Consider the following 18576-nt stretch of genomic DNA (forward strand, 5'->3'; position numbering starts at 1 on the left):
TGAAAATCAGACTTTTTGAATATGCACTGTATGTGTTGTTAAGGCAGGAGGACAAGTAATGTTACGGAAAACGAAGATAGGTATAGGCGCATTGGTCGGTTATGGTCTCGCGGCGATCACGAGTCCCTTTCTACCGGATGTCATCACGTGGGCAATTCCGGCACTGGCAACTGTGGTCGGAGGATTGATTCCTTCACGTTCCACGCCACGTACACAGGTCGAGGGTTCGTCATCAGCCCCTGTACCCATTACAGATATCGGAAATGAACCATCCCGTTTGAATGGTGGACAAGCGCCAAGCGCAGTGCCAACAGGGGCAAGAGAAGCTTCTCTGGCAGAGCCCCAACCGAGTTCCACTCCCGCACAGCATGCGGGTACAGAACAAGCGAAGCCTTCCCGGACCGAACCAGATCCTGTATTTGATCCGGTGATTGAATACCTGGAAGTTCTGGAGGATATGATCATCTCCGAAGGTCAGAAGAACGAGCTGGATAATGAGATCGTGGAGAAATCATTGGCGTTGTTTGCCCGTCTGCAGCGTGTGATTCCTTCTCTTCAGGAGCTGAACAACGGGGATATAAACCATACGGTGCGCAGACTGATTTTGAAAGACCTGAACGGTTTTATTAATCCATTTTTGCGTTTAAGTGGAGAAGCGAAACGCAATAATCGGCGTATGCTGCTGAATGGTCTTCGAGACGTAGATTCCAAGATATCGGATATTGTATCAACGATTGAACATAAAGACTTAATGGAGCTCCAGAACAAAGCGGAACTAATACATCAACGGTATAACAGCTCTGAATTATAGGAGGGATTGGCATGGCAACGGAATGGGCTCAGTTGAAGCAGGAAGATGAGCAACGGATTAACCAGGAAGCAACACAGCTTATTCAGAAAGTGTCCCAAAGTGATCCGGCTCACCTGGATACCTTAATGGATGATATCGGCAAGTTGGGCGTGAAAACACAAGAGAGAGCAGGACAGACTCTCAAGCTGCTTGATCGTCCAGTCAATGAACTGATGTCCGGGAACCGGGCAGAGGTATCCAACATGATCCTGAAGCTCCGTGATGAATGTGAGAGTTTGCAGCAAAGCAAAAATGTGAGTTTTGTCGGGAAGTTGTTACGTAAAAGCCCGCTGAAAAACTACGTGTACCGTTATCAATCCGTTCGCACAAACATTGATGCCATCATTAACGGGTTGCGGGACGGCAAGGACAACCTGGAAGAAAGTATCGTGAACATGCGTCAGCTGAAACGTTCTTCGATTCAGGAGATCTACAATCTGCAGACCAAAATCTCTTTTGGTAATCAGTTAAAAGCATTATTTGAAACAGAGATCGCCAAGCCTGAGAACGAGAATCGCAAAGCACATCTGGAGCGTGGGTTGCGCAAAGTGGTAACACGTACCCAATCCATGACAGAGATGATCATGCTGTACAATCAGGCGATTGCAGCTACCGACATCATTAATGATAACAATGACAAGTTGATTGATTCAGTGAATAACGCCATTGATAAAACAGCGAATCTGATCACCGTTTCGGCCATGATTGCGATGGCACTTAATGATCAGGAGAAGGTCATTTCTGCTGTGGAAGCTACGAATAAGACAATTGAAGATCAATTCAAGGAGAACGCCAGATTGTTGAAGACAACAACAGAGAAAACGAATGAACTGTTGTCCAAACCGGCGATGTCCCTTGAAGCAGTCAATCAGGCGATGGGTGATCTGATGTCTGCGCTGGATCTGTCCGAGCAGTCCAATCGCCGGATCATCGAGAGCTGTAATGACTATACCAACAAGATGACAACACTTAACGCCAAAATGAGCGATCGACTGGGTCTGGAAGGGCCGAAGGCTGCTGCCATTCCGGAGAAAAACAAACCGGATTCCAGTGCATTAGGTTCTTTCCTGGATTAGAGTAGGACTCGCTGCATATCGTATCGAGAGTGCTACATGGTTTTATTTTCTACGAGGGACGCCGAGTGCGTCTCTTTGTTTCATTTATTTGATAGAATGAGGTAAAATCTGGGGTTGTGCAAAGGAGCTTGCTGAACATGCTGGACTTTTCATTTGAGATTATTGATGAGACCAAGATTAATATTCAATACAAATATGGCAGTGAGTTCTTTAACTTTAACCTGTATTATGCGAACGGGAATTGGACACTGCATCCTTTTGACGGCATACTGATCCAAAATCGTGAAATGTGCAGTCTGATTGTATCGGAGCTGCTCCGTAACAAAGATTTTCATGTCATGTTGGCTAAAGAGAAAATCATCTTATCTCAACTGCGCACCAGTGTTAACCTCCAGTCCAATGAACCGGATGAATGGGTTGCAGATCGAAGAAACGCAGATTATTCCAGTCCTGATGATGAGTTGATGGATTACATAGGGAACCATAGCTTCGAGGAAGTATTGAAGCTTGAGCAAGAACAGATTGAGGCCAGAGTGCAATTCTTCCAACAGATCATTCAGAGAATGTTTATGGAGGGACTTGGACCGGAAGATGCTGATTTTATCAAAGTTCAGGCCGTGATTCGGATATATAAAGAGACATACGATCGTCTTGGTGAGTTGAATGATCACAACAGGGGTGACCGTGGACGTAGAAGATGGTAGTGAACATCCCGCTTAGTATGTAAGCAGATAACTATATTTCTGCGAAGTTAGGCAGATACTCCTGATTTATATGTGTCATATGGAGGGCGATCTTCATATGTTATTTTACAGGGATCTCCCAGAGGGAGAAGTTCTGGCGGCGCCTTAAGGGCCCCACTGTTACTCTCCCTTTGAAACTGGCAGATCACTAGCCATTGCAGGCATGGCTTACTTTCTCCGGCCTGAGACATAACCCGTAGATTTATGAGGGTGCTTCTCGCAGCACTTGTGTCCGGTAGATTTGTGAGGATGTTTCTCGCAGCACTTTTGTCTGGTAGATTTATGAGGGTGCTTCTCGCAGCACTTGTGTCCGGTAGATTTGTGAGGATGTTTCTCGCAGCACTTTTGTCCGGTAGATTTGTGAGGGTGTTTCTCACAGCACTTGTGTCCACTGGATTTGTCAGGGTGAGAAGGTTTCCCACAGGACTTATTTCCGCTAGATTTGTTGCCGCCACGTACAATGCATATCGACTTGACATGATATGTCGGAATTCGAACCACTTCTTGACGATCTGTTGTGATAATTAACTGGTTTTGGTTAGCCTCAGCGAGGATTCCTTCCACCTCATCCCGGCTGCCTTCATTAATCAGTACACGTCTGAAACGCAGTGCCTGTACGACTTCCAAAAAGGAATTAGAAGGAATGGGATTGTTCATTGGAGCCGAGCTGCCACTGGAGCGACCTGTGTCGGTGATGCTTTTGACATTTAATCCATTTACATATACAAATCCTTTTTTACAGCTAACAGCCATGTAGTCACCACGAACATCTATTAATTTCCCTTGAACTGCTTCCGGACCCCGATTGACTTTGACTTCTCTCCCAAGCAAACCTCGTATTCCCTGACCATTCATAGACATTGTATTTACCCCTTCCAAAATATAAGTTCAGATCAACTAAAATGACGGGTGCTGTGATAATCTCTCAATCTGCATTCAAGTTTGTCTGTAGTTTAATCATATGTGGCATGCTCGTTGGAGGGTCTGGCCAACAAACCATTTGTATATCAAATTGGCTATCATCTATACAAAGTTTTGTATATTCATAGATGATAGATTCCTGATTTTGTTCGTATTTGAGTATATTACATTTGTATTTGCTTGCATGATCCTGTGCATATGCCCGTTCGATCTGCTGTGCTCCTGCATAGGATGCAGGAAGTACGTACCGGACTAATATCACAGGTCATTGAAAGGCGGATGAACATGGGTTTACCTGTCTACCGGATTGCTGTGCCTGCGCAGGAGTATCAACAACTGACATCCGATATATGGTCTGAACAACTGGTTAAAGGCTCCATGCAGATGGACGGCAAACAGATCCCGATCCGGATTCGTTATCGAGGAGGGCATACACGCGGTTATCCCAAAAAGTCATTTGAGATTCGTACATCCAGCCGGACGTATCATTTTAATGCGGAGTATGATGACCCCTCGCTGCTTCGAAATGCGCTGTCTTTTCATTTCTTCGAGTCGATACGTGTACCGGCCCCAGCGACTCGGCACTGTGTGCTCTACCTTAATGGGGAGCTGTTAGGGGTATACCTGCGGATCGAAGGGGTGAAATCCTTCTTTTTTCTCCAAAGAAAAATACCTGTGCGAAGTATCTTTTATGCGATCAATGATCATGCGGGGTTTACGATCAACTCGAACTCATCATCAACAAACACGAGTACGAACCTGTTGTCAGGATACAGTTTGATTCGTGGCAAGGATGTGGATAAGGCCAGGCTGCGTACGTTTATTCAACAACTGAACACAAAGTCCAGACTGGAGCTGTTTCGCTTTTTACAGTCAAGGATCGATACGGACAACTATCTACGCTGGTTATGCGGGGCTGTACTTACCGGCAACTTTGACGGATTTGATCAGAATTACACGTGGTATGAGAAAACAAAAACCAAAAAATATGGTATCCTGCCATGGGATTATGAAGGTACCTGGGGAAGAAATTGTTACGGGGCGAAGGTGGATGCCAGCCTTGTTCGTATCCAGGGGTATAATAAACTTACGGGCAAAATGTTGGCCTTCCGACATTTTCGTGAGCAATATAAAAAGCTGCTGCGCCAGCATCTGATGAATGCTTTTACAGAGAAGCGAATTATGCCCTTGGTGAATCGGTTACACAATGAGATTCGTGAAGATGTCAACAAAGATCCTTACATGAAATGGCCCATGGATGTATTTGCAGGTGAACCGGAAAGAATTCGCGAATATGTGGTGAAACGTCGGGAGTATCTAAGTGAAAAACTACATCAGCTGTAAGCACTTAACTAGCGTGGGGAAGGGAGACCTTCCTTTTTTTACTGCCAAAATGAAGAGAAGTTTATTGTAATGGGAAAAGTAGGGTAATAAGAATAGAAGCGGCATTGTAAAATACGCTATAATAACCATATGTGTACATAGAAATGATTACATATTGGACGCTGTGGAGAAAACAACATGTCTAATGGAGGCTCTGAGCTGGAACGTGTTATCGGTTTAGGGTGCTTCAAGCCGGAGGAATGCTTATGATCAAGCTGTTGTACTACTTGAAGAAGTACCGAGTTGCCGCGATTGCAGCCCTGGTCATGATGTTAATTGAGCTTGCGGTGGAGCTGGCTCAGCCTTATCTGATCTCCAAGATCATCGATAACGGGATTCAGCAGGGAGACCTTTCTGTTGTCTGGTTGTGGGGCGGTGTGCTGGTTGGTAGTGCTGTTGTGGCTTTTGCTGCCGGAATTGCGAGTTCGTTCTTTGCATCCCATGCAAGTCTGGGGTTCGGATACGATCTGCGGGAGAAGTTGTATGAGAAAGTGCAAACGTTCTCTTATGCCGTCTTTAACCGGTTCGCGACGTCGTCCCTGATTACACGATTAACGGGGGACGTGACCCAGGTTCAGGACACCGTCTTCATGAGTCTGCGCTTCATGACGCGTGTGCCCCTTGTGGTGATTGGTAGCATGATTATGGCAGTGATCGTGAACCCGAGGTTGGGTCTGCTGCTGGTTGTCATGGTGCCTGTACTGCTCATTGTTGTGGTGTGGATGATCAAAAAGGCAGCGCTGCTGTTCCGCAATGTGCAGCGCAGACTGGATGCCGTCAATGGAGTCATCCAGGAGAATCTGACAGGCATTCGGCTGATCCGTGTTTTCGTACGGATGGGCCATGAGATTGAGCGCTTTGCCGGTTTCAGCGGCAAGTTGATGAAAGGCACAATCTCCGCGCTGCGCCTGACGGAGACCACAATGCCGTTCATGCTGCTAATGATGAACGTTTGTATCATCGCCGTGCTTTGGTTTGGACGAGTCGACATTGCCTCCGGTAATGCAACTGTGGGTGAAGTGGTCGCCGTCATTAACTACCTGCTTCGCACAATTGGTGCCATGTCTGCGTTGTCATGGATTCTGGTAACTTTCTCCAGAGCAAGCGCTTCGGCGCAACGATTGAATGAAGTGTTTAATACGGAGGACACGTCGGAGACTGAACAGAATAAGGCAGTATCAGCGTCTGCACCATCTGCTGGATCTATGAAATCTTCGCATTTTCCGCAATCTGTATACCCGGCGAAGAAACAGCGCGCTGTGCAGGGAGCGGTTGAATTCCGCAGTGTAGGCTTCAGTTATCCGAATAGTGAAATTACAGTACTGGATAACATCACATTCACGGCAAAAGCGGGGGAGCGCATTGCCATTATGGGAGCAACTGGCTCAGGCAAATCTTCGCTCGTACAGCTCATTCCACGATTATACACAGAGGATCAAGGAAAGGTACGAATTGATGGTGCCGATGCATCAGAGCTGGATCTGTCCATGCTGCGTGGTGCGATTGGTTATGTACCTCAGGAGGTTGTCCTGTTTACCGGTTCCATACGGGAGAATATTGCCTGGGGTCAGGAAGATGCTACCTTGGATGAGATCGTGGAAGCCGCGAAGCGCGCGCAGATCCATGAAACGATTGAGAATTTACCAAACGGTTATGATACATTGCTGGGTCAACGGGGAGTGAATCTCTCCGGTGGACAGAAGCAGCGACTTTCCATTGCACGAGCACTGGTACGTAGACCAAGGATTCTGATTCTGGACGATAGCACAAGTGCACTGGATGTGGCTACAGAAGGCAGACTGCTGGATGCGCTGGAAGAGTTGTCATGTACCACGTTTATCATCACCCAGAAGATCAGTTCGACCACTTCGGCGGACCTGATTCTGCTGCTTGATGATGGACAACTCATTGGGCAAGGAAAACATGAAGACCTGATGGAATCGTCAGAGCTGTATCGTCGGATCCATGAATCACAATACGGGGAGGGTGCACAGCATGTTCAAAGCATTCATTGAGCCTTTCCGTCAGCCACCGCCACCGATTGATCCTGAGACGTTACGGTCAGGTGGTGGCCGCAAACCCAAGGCACGTGCGAAGAACTGGTCCGGTACATTAGGTCGTATCTGGACCTATCTGGCACGTCGCAAGGTTAAGCTGTCCATGGTACTGTTGATGGTGTTTGCCAGCTCCGCACTTGCTTTGCTTGGTCCTTACATGGTAGGGGTGGCCGTGGATGATTTCATCGCGGGTGAAGCCGACTCAAGCTGGACTCGGTTTCTGATTGGATTAACCGCAGTGTATATCTTGTTCTCTCTTACATCCTGGTTACAAAATATATGGATGATCGAAATTGCACAGGAAACCGTGTTCCGCATGCGGTATGATCTGTTCTCCCATCTGCACAAACTGCCGATTCCATTCTTCGGTAAACGCCAGCAGGGGGAGATTATGAGTCGGGTGACCAATGATATCGAGAATGTTAGCGGTACGTTGAATAGCTCGGCGATCCAGATTTTCTCGAGTGTATTAACACTGCTCGGAACGTTTGGGGTTATGCTCTGGCTCAGTCCGCTACTGACCCTGCTTACCTTTATCGTTGTGCCTCTGATGGCCATCGGCATGCGTTGGATTACGCGCAGAACGGGACCGCTCTTCAAGGAACGGCAGCGCAATCTCGGTGAACTTAACGGTTACATCGAAGAGACGTTATCCGGCCAGCGGATCATTAAGGCATTCTCGCAAGAGGAACGGGTGATTCGTGGTTTTGAGGAACGAAATACCCGCATCCGGATCTCCGGTTTCTGGGCACAGACGATCTCTGGTTTTATCCCGAAACTGATGAATGGATTGAATAACCTGAGCTTTGCGATTGTTGCGGGTATCGGTGGTATTCTGGCGATTCAGGGTTCCGTTACGGTTGGGGTAATTATTATCTTTGTGGAATATGCCCGTCAATTCACCCGTCCGCTGAATGATCTGGCGAACCAGTGGAACACGTTATTGTCCGCGATTGCGGGGGCTGAGCGCGTATTCGAGGTGCTGGACGAAGATGAGGAAGCAAAGGATGAAGGGGCAGCGGTATCTCTGGACAAGGTAGAGGGAGCCGTTCGCTTCGACAAAGTATCCTTTGGATACGATGAAGGACGTAACATTTTGCATGACATCAGCTTTGAAGCCAAACCGGGTGAGATGATTGCCCTTGTTGGTCCGACCGGAGCGGGGAAAACAACATTGATTCAGCTATTATCCCGTTTCTATGATCCCACAGGTGGCACATTAACGGTAGATGGTCGCGATATGACGACCATTCGGCGTGAGAATCTGCGGTCCCATATGGCATTTGTACTACAGGATTCATTTTTGTTTCAGGGTACGATTCGGGAAAATATTCGATTTGGCCGTCTCGACGCAACGGATGAAGAGGTGGAAGCAGCCTCCCGGCTGGCAAATGCCCATTCCTTCATTGTGCGAATGAAGGATGGATACGACAAAGTGCTCCAGGCCGACGGGAGCGGCATTAGTCAGGGGCAGAAGCAATTACTCGCCATTGCCCGGGCAATTCTGGCAGATCCATCGATACTCGTACTGGACGAGGCGACCAGCAGTATTGATACCGTCACGGAGATCAAAATTCAGGAAGGGCTGCAACGTCTGATGCAGGGACGAACCAGCTTTGTCATTGCCCATAGGCTGAACACGATCCGTCAAGCCGACCGAATTCTGGTGCTGAAGGATGGGCATCTACTGGAGCAAGGATCGCATGATGCGTTGCTGGAACAAGGCGGTTTCTACAGCGAGCTTTATTACAGTCAGCTGCGTAAAAAGGCGCAGTAGTCATTTTGGATAATATGTGACATGTATTAGAAAAAAACTTGTAGGTATGTAAAATGAGCAGGGATGAGGGCACAATGCTCCTCACTTCTGCTCTTTTTGCATATTTTATTGAATAAACTTGGGAAATGGAACTGTGATTGTGTGTTAAAATAAGGAAATATTGGAATGGGTCCGTCTTTGGAAGGTTGCCAGCGGTTTTGAAGCATGAGAATGAATTTTTACACGTATGCCTTTAGTCAGTCAAGTGATGCATTAAAAGAGAGGAGGGCCATGCGGAATGGAATTCGAATTTGGGAATGCTGCTCTTCTTCTCCCCCCGTTACACATTACGATTATCGCTATCATTATTATTTTCTTTTTAGTAAGGTGGAGCAAGCAGTTAGAAACAAGACGTTTTACGGTTTTCTTTTACTTTTTGATTAGTACGTTCATTACTCCAATTTATTCTCAAAGTACAACAAAAGGTGTCTTTGAGCTATGGATTCCTTTAGGATTTATAGTGGTTTTCTTTTATTTGATTCGCAGCGAAAGAAATCATCCATCTAAAATGAAAGCGAGTATTTTAGGATTTTCAATAGCGTTATATCAGCTAATCCTTCAATATATCGGATAACGGGATGGGACAGGGTAGTTCAATAAGAACAAGTAAGCAATAGGTTGAAAACAAAAGAGCAGATCCTGATCACAGGACCTGCTCTTTCTCATTTAACTTCCAATAACTTTCCAGTTATTCGCCTGTTCAACCGTTAATGGTTGATGTCTACGAATATAATCCTCCACCAGTGCGGCCATGTCCGTGGCACCTTCGTGCAGTACCTTTTTGCCTGGATACATTGCATAATCTCCACCGCCAGCAGCACGGTAGCTGTTCATCACCACAGAGTACGTGCCATTCATGTCCATTGGTTTGCCTTCACGTTCCAACTTCACAACTCGGCTGCCTACAGGTTGGGAGATATCCAACTCGTACTCCAGGCCAGCCCACATATCGTAATTATAATGTTGGGGTTTGGGCTCCATATAAGCCGGATTGACTGCGACCTCGCCAGAAGCATTCACTTCAAAGTAACGAGCCGTTTGTTCCAACGCCTCCCGGATATCCTGACCACTCAACTCCAGCACCGTCAGAGTATTAGGATAAATGAAGTTGGATAACACGTCCCGAACGGTGATGTGCCTCCCGAAACCGCGAGCTTCTTCACTCAGCATGGCGGTATTGGAGAGCTGCGCTCCAGTCGCTTCCATCTGCACTTGATGTACAAAAGCAATGAATGGATGTGCCTTGAGTCGCAGAGCCGTAGCATTAGTGATGGATAAATCCCCAGCCACCTCGCCAATGGGTTGATCAAGCCATGCTTGTGCCTCAGTTTCCAGCTCTTCTGTCAGTTTCATGACGGTTGCATCAGGTTCAACCTCATTATGTTCATCCAGAAGTAACAACCGAGCCTTCTTATCGGTAATCTGCCATTTCCCGCCCGATGATTGTTCCAACTGAACGGTTACATGCCCCGCACCATTTCCACTGAATCCCGGCTGAATGACGGTTACGCCGTGAATTTCAGCTGTAAGCTGACGATGCTGATGTCCGGTAAGCAACACATCGATGCCTTCGATGTCCAGACAGATGGCATAGCCTTGATTTTCTCCAGTTAACCGTTCAGCAGGTTCTCCTGTCTCCAGATCACTCTCAAATCCGCCGTGATAACTCACAACCATGACATCGGGTTGTTCATGCTCGCGTATATAGCTAACCCATGTACGAATGGTCTCCAAGGCATCATGGAACTGTAAACCCTCAATATTTTTCGGGTGCTCCCAGTTTGGAATGTAATGCGTAGTTGCGCCCAACAGGGCAATTTTGACACCCGTAGACAATGTTTTGATTAGATACGGAGGGCCGAGGGCAGGTACGTCTGGTTGCTCATCTTTTACGATATTGGCTGACAGCCATGGGAAATTGGAAGCGCCAACCGCTCCGTGCAAGAGATTCGGACCATAGTTAAACTCGTGATTTCCCATCACCGCAGCATCATAACCCAGTTCATTCAGTACTGTTATAAATGGATGCACTTCGTTTTTGGAAACCTGTGAAGCTGCATAAGAGGCCAAGGGTGATCCTTGCAGCAGATCCCCATTATCCACGAGCATCAGTTCAGGTGAACGTTCGCGTTCCTTACGAATCAGGGAAGCCAGCAAGGCAAGCCCGGCCGGGCGGTAGGCATTGGTATTGTAATGAATGGGACGGATCGCCCCGTGCAGATCACTGGTATACAGAATATCGAAGCTTGCCGTATGGTTTATGGATGTCATTTTTACAATCTCCTCTAATATATAAGTTCAGATATATGGAATTATCATAAAACGGAGAAGAAAGAATAGCCTGAAAACCGAAGTGTACGCTGTTATCTCCGATGTTCTTCCTATATCTTCAACCATAATGAGCCTATTCTAACAGATACAAGTCGCGCTGACAGCCTGACAGGAAACTTTACAAAACTCCAAATTTCGTTTCACATCGCGCAAATGTTTGGCAATTATAGTAGATAAGTACTGAAAAATAGAAACTCTTTGGAGGGTGTTCGTTTGAAGAAGTCTGCTTTATTTTTACCATTGTTGATTTTGGTTCTGTTTCTGAGTGCTTGTGGGTCTAGCGGTAGTACAACAGGTTCGGCTAACGGGGATAATTCGAGTTCCAATGCATCCGGCACGTCTACGGCAGAGACAGAGAAAGCTGTCGAAGGTTATGTGCCAACTGAATTGACGGTTCAATTTGTTCCTTCCCAGAACGCAGATACGCTTGAAGCCAAAGCGAAACCGCTGGAGAAGCTGCTTGGTGACAAACTGGGCATTCCGGTAAAAGTCAGCGTATCCACCGACTACAACACAATTATTGAAGCAATGGCTTCCAACAAAGTAGACGTAGGTTTCTTGCCTCCGACAGCTTATGTACTGGCTAAAGAAAAAGGCGCTGCACAAGTTATTCTGCAAGCACAACGTTTTGGTGTAAATGATGAGACAGGTGCTCCAACCGAAGAGTTGGCGGATTCTTATAAATCCATGTTCATTGTAAAAAAAGATTCGCCGATTCAATCCATCGAAGAACTTAAAGGTAAAAAGGTTGCTTATCAAAACGTAACGTCTTCCGCAGGTTATGTATGGCCAGCAGGTCTGTTGTTGGACAGAGGCATTGATCCATTAAAAGATGTAACACCTGTAACGTTGAAAGGTCATGACCAAGGTGTTATCGCTGTATTGAACGGTGATGTTGATGCAGCAGCTATTTTCCAAGATGCCCGCAACACGGTAGCTAAAGACTATCCGACTGTATTTGAAGATACACGTGTACTGGCGTTCACTGAGCCTATTCCTAACGATACCATTGCCGTTCGTACAGACATGAATGCAGATTGGACTGCGAAGATCAAACAAGCCTTCATCGATATCGGTAAAGATACTGAAGGACACCAGATCATCAAAGAAATCTATACACATGAAGGTTATGTAGAGTCCGATGATAGCAAGTTTGAGATCGTTCGTCAGTATGGCGAAAAAGTGAAAGGTGAATAATTCTGATCCAAAAGTAGTTCGGGATCTGTTCACTTTGTAGTCGCTTTCTTGGATGGGAACAGCTTAATCGTAGCAATGGACAGGCCAGTTCAGCGTGATCTACGCTGCGCTGGCTTGTGCCATTATAGCAAGGACTCATGTATGGTTGATCATTATGAATGAAAGAAGGATATTGTCATGATTGAGCTTCATAACGTTACCAAAACTTACGCTAACGGAACCAAGGGCCTGGATAATATTAATCTGAAATTTGAGCAGGGTGAATTCATTGCTGTTGTGGGTCTGTCCGGTGCAGGTAAATCAACGCTCTTACGCTCCATTAACCGGCTGCACGACATTAGTGAGGGCGAGATTCTGATTAACGGAAGTTCCATCACGAAGGCACAAGGCAAACGGCTGCGCATGATCAGACGTGACATCGGCATGATCTTCCAGAGTTTCAATCTGGTGAAACGGTCCAGTGTACTACGTAACGTACTCGCTGGACGGGTTGGATATCATTCCACTATGCGTACCATTCTGGGTCGTTTTCCAAAAGAGGATATTGAACTGGCATTCACTGCGCTGGATCGTGTGAATATCTCGGAGAAAGCTTATTCCCGTGCAGATCAGTTGTCTGGTGGACAACAACAGCGTGTCGCTATTGCCCGTGTACTGGCACAGGAAGCAAAAATCATTCTGGCCGACGAACCGGTTGCTTCACTTGACCCGCTTACAACAAAACAGGTCATGGATGACCTGAAACGCATCAATCAAGACCTTGGGATTACTACGATCGTTAACCTTCACTTTATTGATCTGGCGAGAGAGTATGCGACCCGTATTGTCGGATTGCGAGCAGGTGAGGTGGTCTTCGACGGCCCGGTGGAAGAGGCAACGGATGAGCGCTTTGCAGAGATTTACGGCAGACCAATTCTGGCTGACGAATTGTTGGACAAGCAGGCTGTGCATGAGCAGGGAGAAGTTGTGGTATGAAGGGGCAGTCCAACGTTCCACTTCAGAATTCAGGCGGAGTGGGGAAGGAACCTGGTTCCAGCCCGGCTCAGGTTGTAAATCGCCCAAAACCGCCTGGGCGTACAAAACATCTGCTCACCTTAGTGATCATTCTGCTCCTTCTATGGGCGAGTGCCAAGCAGACCGATGCCGGCTTCACAGAGTTATTTCAGGGATTCCCTGAAATGTGGAAATTGTTAAAGGATATGTTTCCACCCCGGTGGAGTTACTTTGATAATATCGTGCAAGGCATGCTGGAGACGATCCGAATGGCCTTGATTGGAACAACGATCGGTGCCATTATTGCCATTCCAGTCTCGATTATCTGTGCCGGTAATCTGATGCCAAGTCGCTGGATCTACTATCCGGCGCGCTTTCTGCTGAACCTGATTCGGACCGTACCGGATCTGCTGCTTGCTGCTTTGTTCGTTGCCGTATTTGGTCTGGGACCTATTCCCGGAATCTTGGCACTGGCTGTGTTCTCCGTAGGTCTGATTGCGAAGCTGACGTATGAGACGCTAGAAACCATTGATCAGGGGCCGCTGGAAGCGATGACGGCTGTCGGTATGAACCGAATTCAGCTGATTGTGTATGGTGTGGTGCCGCAACTGGCTGCCCAGTTCACATCCTATGTGCTGTATGCCTTCGAGATTAATATACGTGCTGCTGCCATTCTGGGATTGGTCGGAGCCGGAGGGATTGGACTCTACTATGAGGCTACACTTGGATTCCTGGAGTATGACAAGACTAGCGTTATCATTCTGTTTACCCTCGTCATCGTTCTGGTCATTGATTATGTAAGTACTAAGCTGCGGGAGAAATTGCTATGATGAAAAATGAAACAAGCCGCATTCGGCCAAAACCACGGAAGAACCCGCTACGCTGGGTTATTGTGTTACTGCTGATCCTTGTGTATGCCTGGGCCCTTGCTGGTGTACCGTTTACTGGTTTCAAGGAAACTGCCGCTCAGATTATGAAAGCCATTGTAGCCGGAATTTTCTCACCGGACTGGGAGTTTGTATATTTGCCTGAGGGAGAAGACCTGCTACGGGGATTGTTGGACACGTTGGCAATCTCCGTACTAGGTACTGTAATCTCGGCAGTACTCTGTATCCCGTTTGCATTCTGGTCTGCCCGCAACATGAGTGGACATCGCTCCATCTCAGGTGCAGGTAAAATGGTACTCAGCTTCATCCGTACGTTCCCTGAGATTATCATGGCTTTGATGTTCATCAAGGCAGTTGGCCCGGGATCATTCGCAGGGGTACTCGCCCTTGGGTTGCACTCCATCGGCATGTTAGGCAAGTTGTACGCAGATGAAGTTGAAAATATCGACTACGGCCCATCCGAGGCGCTGCTTGCCTCCGGAGCCAATCGTATGCAGCAGTTGTGGTTTGCCATCCTGCCACAGGTTATGCCTGGCTTCCTGAACTATACATTGTATCGTTTCGAGATTAATGTACGTTCCGCGACCATACTTGGTGTAATCGGAGCAGGGGGGATTGGTACACCGCTGATCTTTGCACTCAGCACCCGGAACTGGCCGCGAGTAGGTATAATCCTGCTGGGTATTATCGTGATGATCACGATCATCGACCTGATCTCGGGGTATATTCGTAAGAAACTGGTGTAGAGTTAATGTGGCGCTACGAATATATTAGATGATAAATTAAGATAAGTTGATAGCGTAAGAAGAGAGGGCTATTCGGTGCCGGAATATTGGCAGGGATAGTCTTTTTTTGTGTCTGCAAATAAACAACGTTTTTTGTTGCTCACCTAACCGTTGAGGAATAAGAGTGCTCAAAGAATATGTATAACAATGATTGAATTATGTTTCAATTATATGTAAGAATAAAGTTTCTATATAAAGGGAATTCAGGGATAAGGAAGGGTGCCTATGGAATTATTTCAAAATATATGGATTGGGTTTATAGTACTCCTATTACTGTACAGAATGATCTTTCAGAAGTTTAAAAAACATAACAGAGAAAATATTGGTCTCAGTGCAATCCTGATCATTTTCACGGGAAGCAGTTATACGTTTACACAGATGAACTTGATTTTTGTCATTAGTGTTATCGCCGTGGCCGCTTATTGTGCTGTATGGAACAGCATTCTATTTGTTAGAAATGGATATGAGCCTGAACGTTTGAAATGAATGAAAAAAAACCGAAACCATGTTGCCCTGTGAATCAGGCAATGTTGGTTTCGGTTTTTTAGTTGCTTGGTGAAATGTTAGGCTTCTTTGCTGAGACTTAACTAGCCAAAGGCAACGCTTTGGTCACTTGAACTGTAATTGTCTCGGTGCTGGTTACGCCTGCGGCGTTGATCAGCTCAGCACGGTACGTGTACGTTCCGTTAGCGCGACCGGACAATTCAGTTGTAGCACTTTGAGAAGCTGGTGTTACTGCGTTCAACGCTTGTGTATCAATCAATACATCATTCTCATAGAGACGGTATTCAGTTGCGTTTGTACCCCACCAGAGGTTCATGGATACGTTGTAGTTGCCATCACCATCCCAGTTGTTTTGGGACAACGTAGCTTTGCCTGGAGCAGCATTGGTTACTTGTACTGTCAGCACGTCACTGCGTGTTGTGCCTTTGTCATTGGTCAGCTCGGCTACGTAGGTATACGTACCGTTGGCTTTACCTGTAATAGCTGTTTTGGAGGACTGAGCCGATGGTGAAGCCGCAGTCAACTTCTGTGTATCGATTAGAACGCCGTTCTCATACAGTTTGTACTCGGAACCATTTTCGCCCCACCAGAGGTTCATGTTTACGTTATACGAACCTTCGAACAGGCCAGTGGTATATCCATTATCAGAAGAAAGCACCGGTTTACCCGGTGCTCCTGCAGCTGGAGTGGAAGGCACTTCGCCGCCACCTTGCTCTTCAGCAGGTACAAAATCATTCAAACTTCTTGGTTTCAATTGATATACATCTTTGAAAATAGCGGAAATGCCTGTGATACTGATCTTGTCCCCTGCAACATAAGGGAAGGATGTATCTGTCACACCTGTACGGGTGTCTACACGGATATGCGTGCTTGTTCCGTCTGCTGCTACCGCGTCGAATTCAAATGATCCAACTGGTGTAGCACTGATGATATTCTCGATTGTTACATCCTTCAATTGAACCAGTTGACCCTGGTTCGCATCTGTAATTGCTGTTACTTCGATTGGAGCAGGTACGGAGGCTGTACCTGTTTTCTCAATCGCAACGATATCGGTAAGCTCAAACTCGCTGTTATAGATGGTTGTTGCTGCCGTTACTTTCACCTTGTCACCAGCATGGAAGCCGCTAGTATGCTGGAACACGTATATTCCAGCAGTTTCATCTTGAAGATAGAAGGCTTGTCCACCAAATGCACCCGGCTCTGTCGTCACAACACCTTCAATTGTTACGGTAGTGCCAACTGCTTTGGTGCGTGCTTCAGCAACGGTGATAGCTGCTGGAATCGGTCCTTCTTCTTCTGGAAGCTGTTCTGCTGGCACATTACCTACGGTCACGGCATTAGTGATCAGGTTGCTACCATTCAGACGCAGACGCAAGCTGGCAGCGCCAGTTGTACCTGGTTTGATGCGTACGTTCAGATCTTTGATCGCGCGACCTTTACTGTCCGAGGTTACACTGAATGTGGAGCTGTAGCCGTACGAAGTCGGCCAAGTACCACTTTCATTCTGGATCATGGCGACCTGTGTTCCACCAGTCAGATAGATACCGGCACTATAACCGGATACGGTTGTGTTGGGTGGCATGTTCTCTACAACTACACGAACCTGGAAGTCTTCTGCATTTGGGAGAGTATCCTGTTTCACGAAGCTGTAGGCAGCATTTGCACTGGATGCAGGGCCGCCGTAAGAACCAGCCTTGAACGTGGAACGATCGTACCACTTGTATCCGGCAGCAGGTGCGGACCAAGGTTCAGCCTGTGGTTCTGTGGAAGCAGCCGGCTCTTCGAATGGCAACAAAGCTGTAGCTGTGTCCAGTTCAAGTCCGTTCACTTCAGTCAGGCTTGTGTAGTTCTCTTGTGTAGCAAGCCAGTTCACGGTGTTCACGAGCAACACGGCATCATCGGCTTCTTTGAAACCGTCATAAGTTGTTTTGCGTGTGCCTGTCTCTTCACGCAAGTATTTTGGTGATGCATCTTCTACTGGAGAGGAGTCACCGATGAAAGCAGCCTTACCTGCACCCAGCTTGGATACGGCTACGTAAGGACCTTCTTCGATCCCGCCACCGTTGTAGACGCCTTGGTCCACTGCGTTATTCCATTTTGCATTGGTTTTTGGCAGGTACACAATGCCTTTTGCTTTTTCCGGATCAGTGATTGCGAGTGTTGAACCGGCGTGCATGGCTACAGCCGATACCCCTTCTGTGATGCCGAAGGCTTGATCTGCCGGTACAACGATATTGGCGTTGATATCGCCAAGTGCGTTATAGCGGAAACGTACGCCGAAGTTATCGGACAACCAGTCCGAGCCGGTTACATTTTGCATCGCTTCAGAATTACGCTCATCAGTGCTCATACCTTTGGCCGGATCTTCGAATGCTCCCCGACGATAGCCGTTGATGACTTCAGAGCCATCCCAGCGGTTTTTATTACGGTCGGCATTATAGTGATCTCCAACAAAGAAGATGCTGCCGCCCGTTTCAACATATTGTTTCAGTGCTGCTTGTTCGGATGTTTTGAAAGGAATTTGAGGCTCTGCAATAACGAATACGTTATACTCTTTCAGATCATCATAGGTAAATGGAGTTGTCTTGCGAAGTTCTTTGACATCGTAACCATCATTCGCGAGTGCATTCCCGAAGTCGGAGAAACCACCATCAATGACCCAGTCTGCAGCTCCAGCCGTTTGGCCGTGAGAGTTGTCGAACAATACTTTTTTACCTGCATTTTGGTTCACAACCTTTGCCTGGATGAACGGTGCCGGGTCTGTCGGTCCTTCCGCATGAACCGATGCATCTCCGTTCCATAATCCGATCTGAAGTGGCAAAGCCATGGACAATGCCAGGAGTGATTTTAAAAATACTCCTCGCATACCTGTTAATTTATCCAACCAAATCCCTCCCAAATATTAGTTGATTCATGAGTTCGTCCATATTCTACCACATGAAAATCTCACATAGTCATAACAATTTGTAAAAATTAACTCGATATTTGTAAAATTGGGTCTTTTGACATATCTATAGGTAATTCGATCCTGTC

At 46.9% G+C, this 18576-nt stretch carries 15 protein-coding genes; 12 read left to right on the forward strand and 3 right to left on the reverse strand.

Going from position 1 to position 18576, the window contains the following annotated elements; translation table 11 throughout:
• Positions 1–58 precede the first annotated feature (58 nt).
• From MKY92_RS05045 to MKY92_RS05055, 3 genes are all read left to right on the forward strand, one after another.
• Positions 59–811, forward strand: coding sequence for a hypothetical protein (locus tag MKY92_RS05045; RefSeq protein ID WP_339299482.1), 753 nt, complete (start codon positions 59–61; stop codon positions 809–811).
• A gap of 11 nt (positions 812–822) precedes the next feature.
• On the forward strand, positions 823–1926 hold the full coding sequence (locus MKY92_RS05050; protein WP_036606281.1) for a toxic anion resistance protein: 1104 nt from the start codon (positions 823–825) through the stop codon (positions 1924–1926).
• A 137-nt stretch (positions 1927–2063) separates the two neighbouring features.
• On the forward strand, positions 2064–2630 hold the full coding sequence (locus tag MKY92_RS05055) for a hypothetical protein (protein ID WP_339299483.1): 567 nt from the start codon (positions 2064–2066) through the stop codon (positions 2628–2630).
• A 207-nt stretch (positions 2631–2837) separates the two neighbouring features.
• Here MKY92_RS05055 and MKY92_RS05060 read toward each other — a convergent pair whose 3' ends face one another.
• Positions 2838–3530 (reverse strand): hypothetical protein, encoded by a 693-nt coding sequence (locus MKY92_RS05060; RefSeq protein ID WP_339299484.1) that lies wholly within the window; start codon positions 3528–3530, stop codon positions 2838–2840.
• Between the two features lie 345 nt (positions 3531–3875).
• Here MKY92_RS05060 and MKY92_RS05065 point away from each other — a divergent pair, with 345 nt between their 5' ends.
• The 4 genes from MKY92_RS05065 to MKY92_RS05080 all read left to right on the forward strand — a co-directional run bounded on the left by MKY92_RS05065 (position 3876) and on the right by MKY92_RS05080 (position 9420).
• Complete coding sequence (locus MKY92_RS05065) at positions 3876–4934, forward strand: CotH kinase family protein (protein ID WP_339299485.1); 1059 nt, start codon at positions 3876–3878, stop codon at positions 4932–4934.
• 245 nt (positions 4935–5179) lie between these two features.
• Positions 5180–6988, forward strand: a complete 1809-nt coding sequence (locus tag MKY92_RS05070) for an ABC transporter ATP-binding protein (RefSeq protein ID WP_339299486.1) — start codon at positions 5180–5182, stop codon at positions 6986–6988.
• A complete protein-coding gene (locus MKY92_RS05075; RefSeq protein ID WP_339299488.1) occupies positions 6969–8807 on the forward strand; it encodes an ABC transporter ATP-binding protein in 1839 nt (612 codons plus the stop codon). Before MKY92_RS05070 ends, MKY92_RS05075 begins: the two co-directional genes overlap by 20 nt.
• Before the next feature lie 277 nt (positions 8808–9084).
• The gene (locus MKY92_RS05080; RefSeq protein WP_339299489.1) at positions 9085–9420 is read left to right on the forward strand and encodes a hypothetical protein; all 336 of its coding nucleotides are present in this window, start codon (positions 9085–9087) and stop codon (positions 9418–9420) included.
• A gap of 92 nt (positions 9421–9512) precedes the next feature.
• Here the strand turns inward: MKY92_RS05080 and MKY92_RS05085 are convergent, their stop codons facing one another.
• Positions 9513–11117 carry a bifunctional UDP-sugar hydrolase/5'-nucleotidase gene (locus MKY92_RS05085; RefSeq protein ID WP_339299490.1) on the reverse strand — a complete coding sequence of 535 codons (1605 nt, stop codon included), beginning with the start codon at positions 11115–11117 and terminating at the stop codon, positions 9513–9515.
• Positions 11118–11390: 273 nt separating this feature from the next.
• On the opposite strand from MKY92_RS05085, the gene MKY92_RS05090 reads away from it, so the two are divergent.
• From MKY92_RS05090 to MKY92_RS05110, 5 genes are all read left to right on the forward strand, one after another.
• Positions 11391–12374, forward strand: coding sequence for a phosphate/phosphite/phosphonate ABC transporter substrate-binding protein (locus MKY92_RS05090; protein WP_339299491.1), 984 nt, complete (start codon positions 11391–11393; stop codon positions 12372–12374).
• 177 nt (positions 12375–12551) lie between these two features.
• Positions 12552–13349, forward strand: coding sequence for a phosphonate ABC transporter ATP-binding protein (gene phnC / locus MKY92_RS05095; RefSeq protein ID WP_062837418.1), 798 nt, complete (start codon positions 12552–12554; stop codon positions 13347–13349).
• Complete coding sequence (phnE, locus tag MKY92_RS05100) at positions 13346–14197, forward strand: phosphonate ABC transporter, permease protein PhnE (protein ID WP_083657224.1); 852 nt, start codon at positions 13346–13348, stop codon at positions 14195–14197. The genes phnC and phnE (MKY92_RS05100) overlap by 4 nt, the downstream gene beginning before the upstream one ends.
• Positions 14194–15000, forward strand: a complete 807-nt coding sequence (phnE, locus tag MKY92_RS05105) for a phosphonate ABC transporter, permease protein PhnE (protein WP_339299492.1) — start codon at positions 14194–14196, stop codon at positions 14998–15000. The genes phnE (MKY92_RS05100) and phnE (MKY92_RS05105) overlap by 4 nt, the downstream gene beginning before the upstream one ends.
• 264 nt (positions 15001–15264) lie before the next feature.
• A complete protein-coding gene (locus MKY92_RS05110; protein ID WP_339299494.1) occupies positions 15265–15525 on the forward strand; it encodes a hypothetical protein in 261 nt (86 codons plus the stop codon).
• A 97-nt stretch (positions 15526–15622) separates the two neighbouring features.
• Here the strand turns inward: MKY92_RS05110 and MKY92_RS05115 are convergent, their stop codons facing one another.
• Positions 15623–18370 (reverse strand): DUF5689 domain-containing protein, encoded by a 2748-nt coding sequence (locus MKY92_RS05115; RefSeq protein WP_339301693.1) that lies wholly within the window; start codon positions 18368–18370, stop codon positions 15623–15625.
• Positions 18371–18576: the final 206 nt, after the last annotated feature.

Origin of the sequence: Paenibacillus sp. FSL R5-0623 (assembly GCF_037974265.1) — a bacterium.
Classification (GTDB): Bacteria; Bacillota; Bacilli; order Paenibacillales; family Paenibacillaceae; genus Paenibacillus.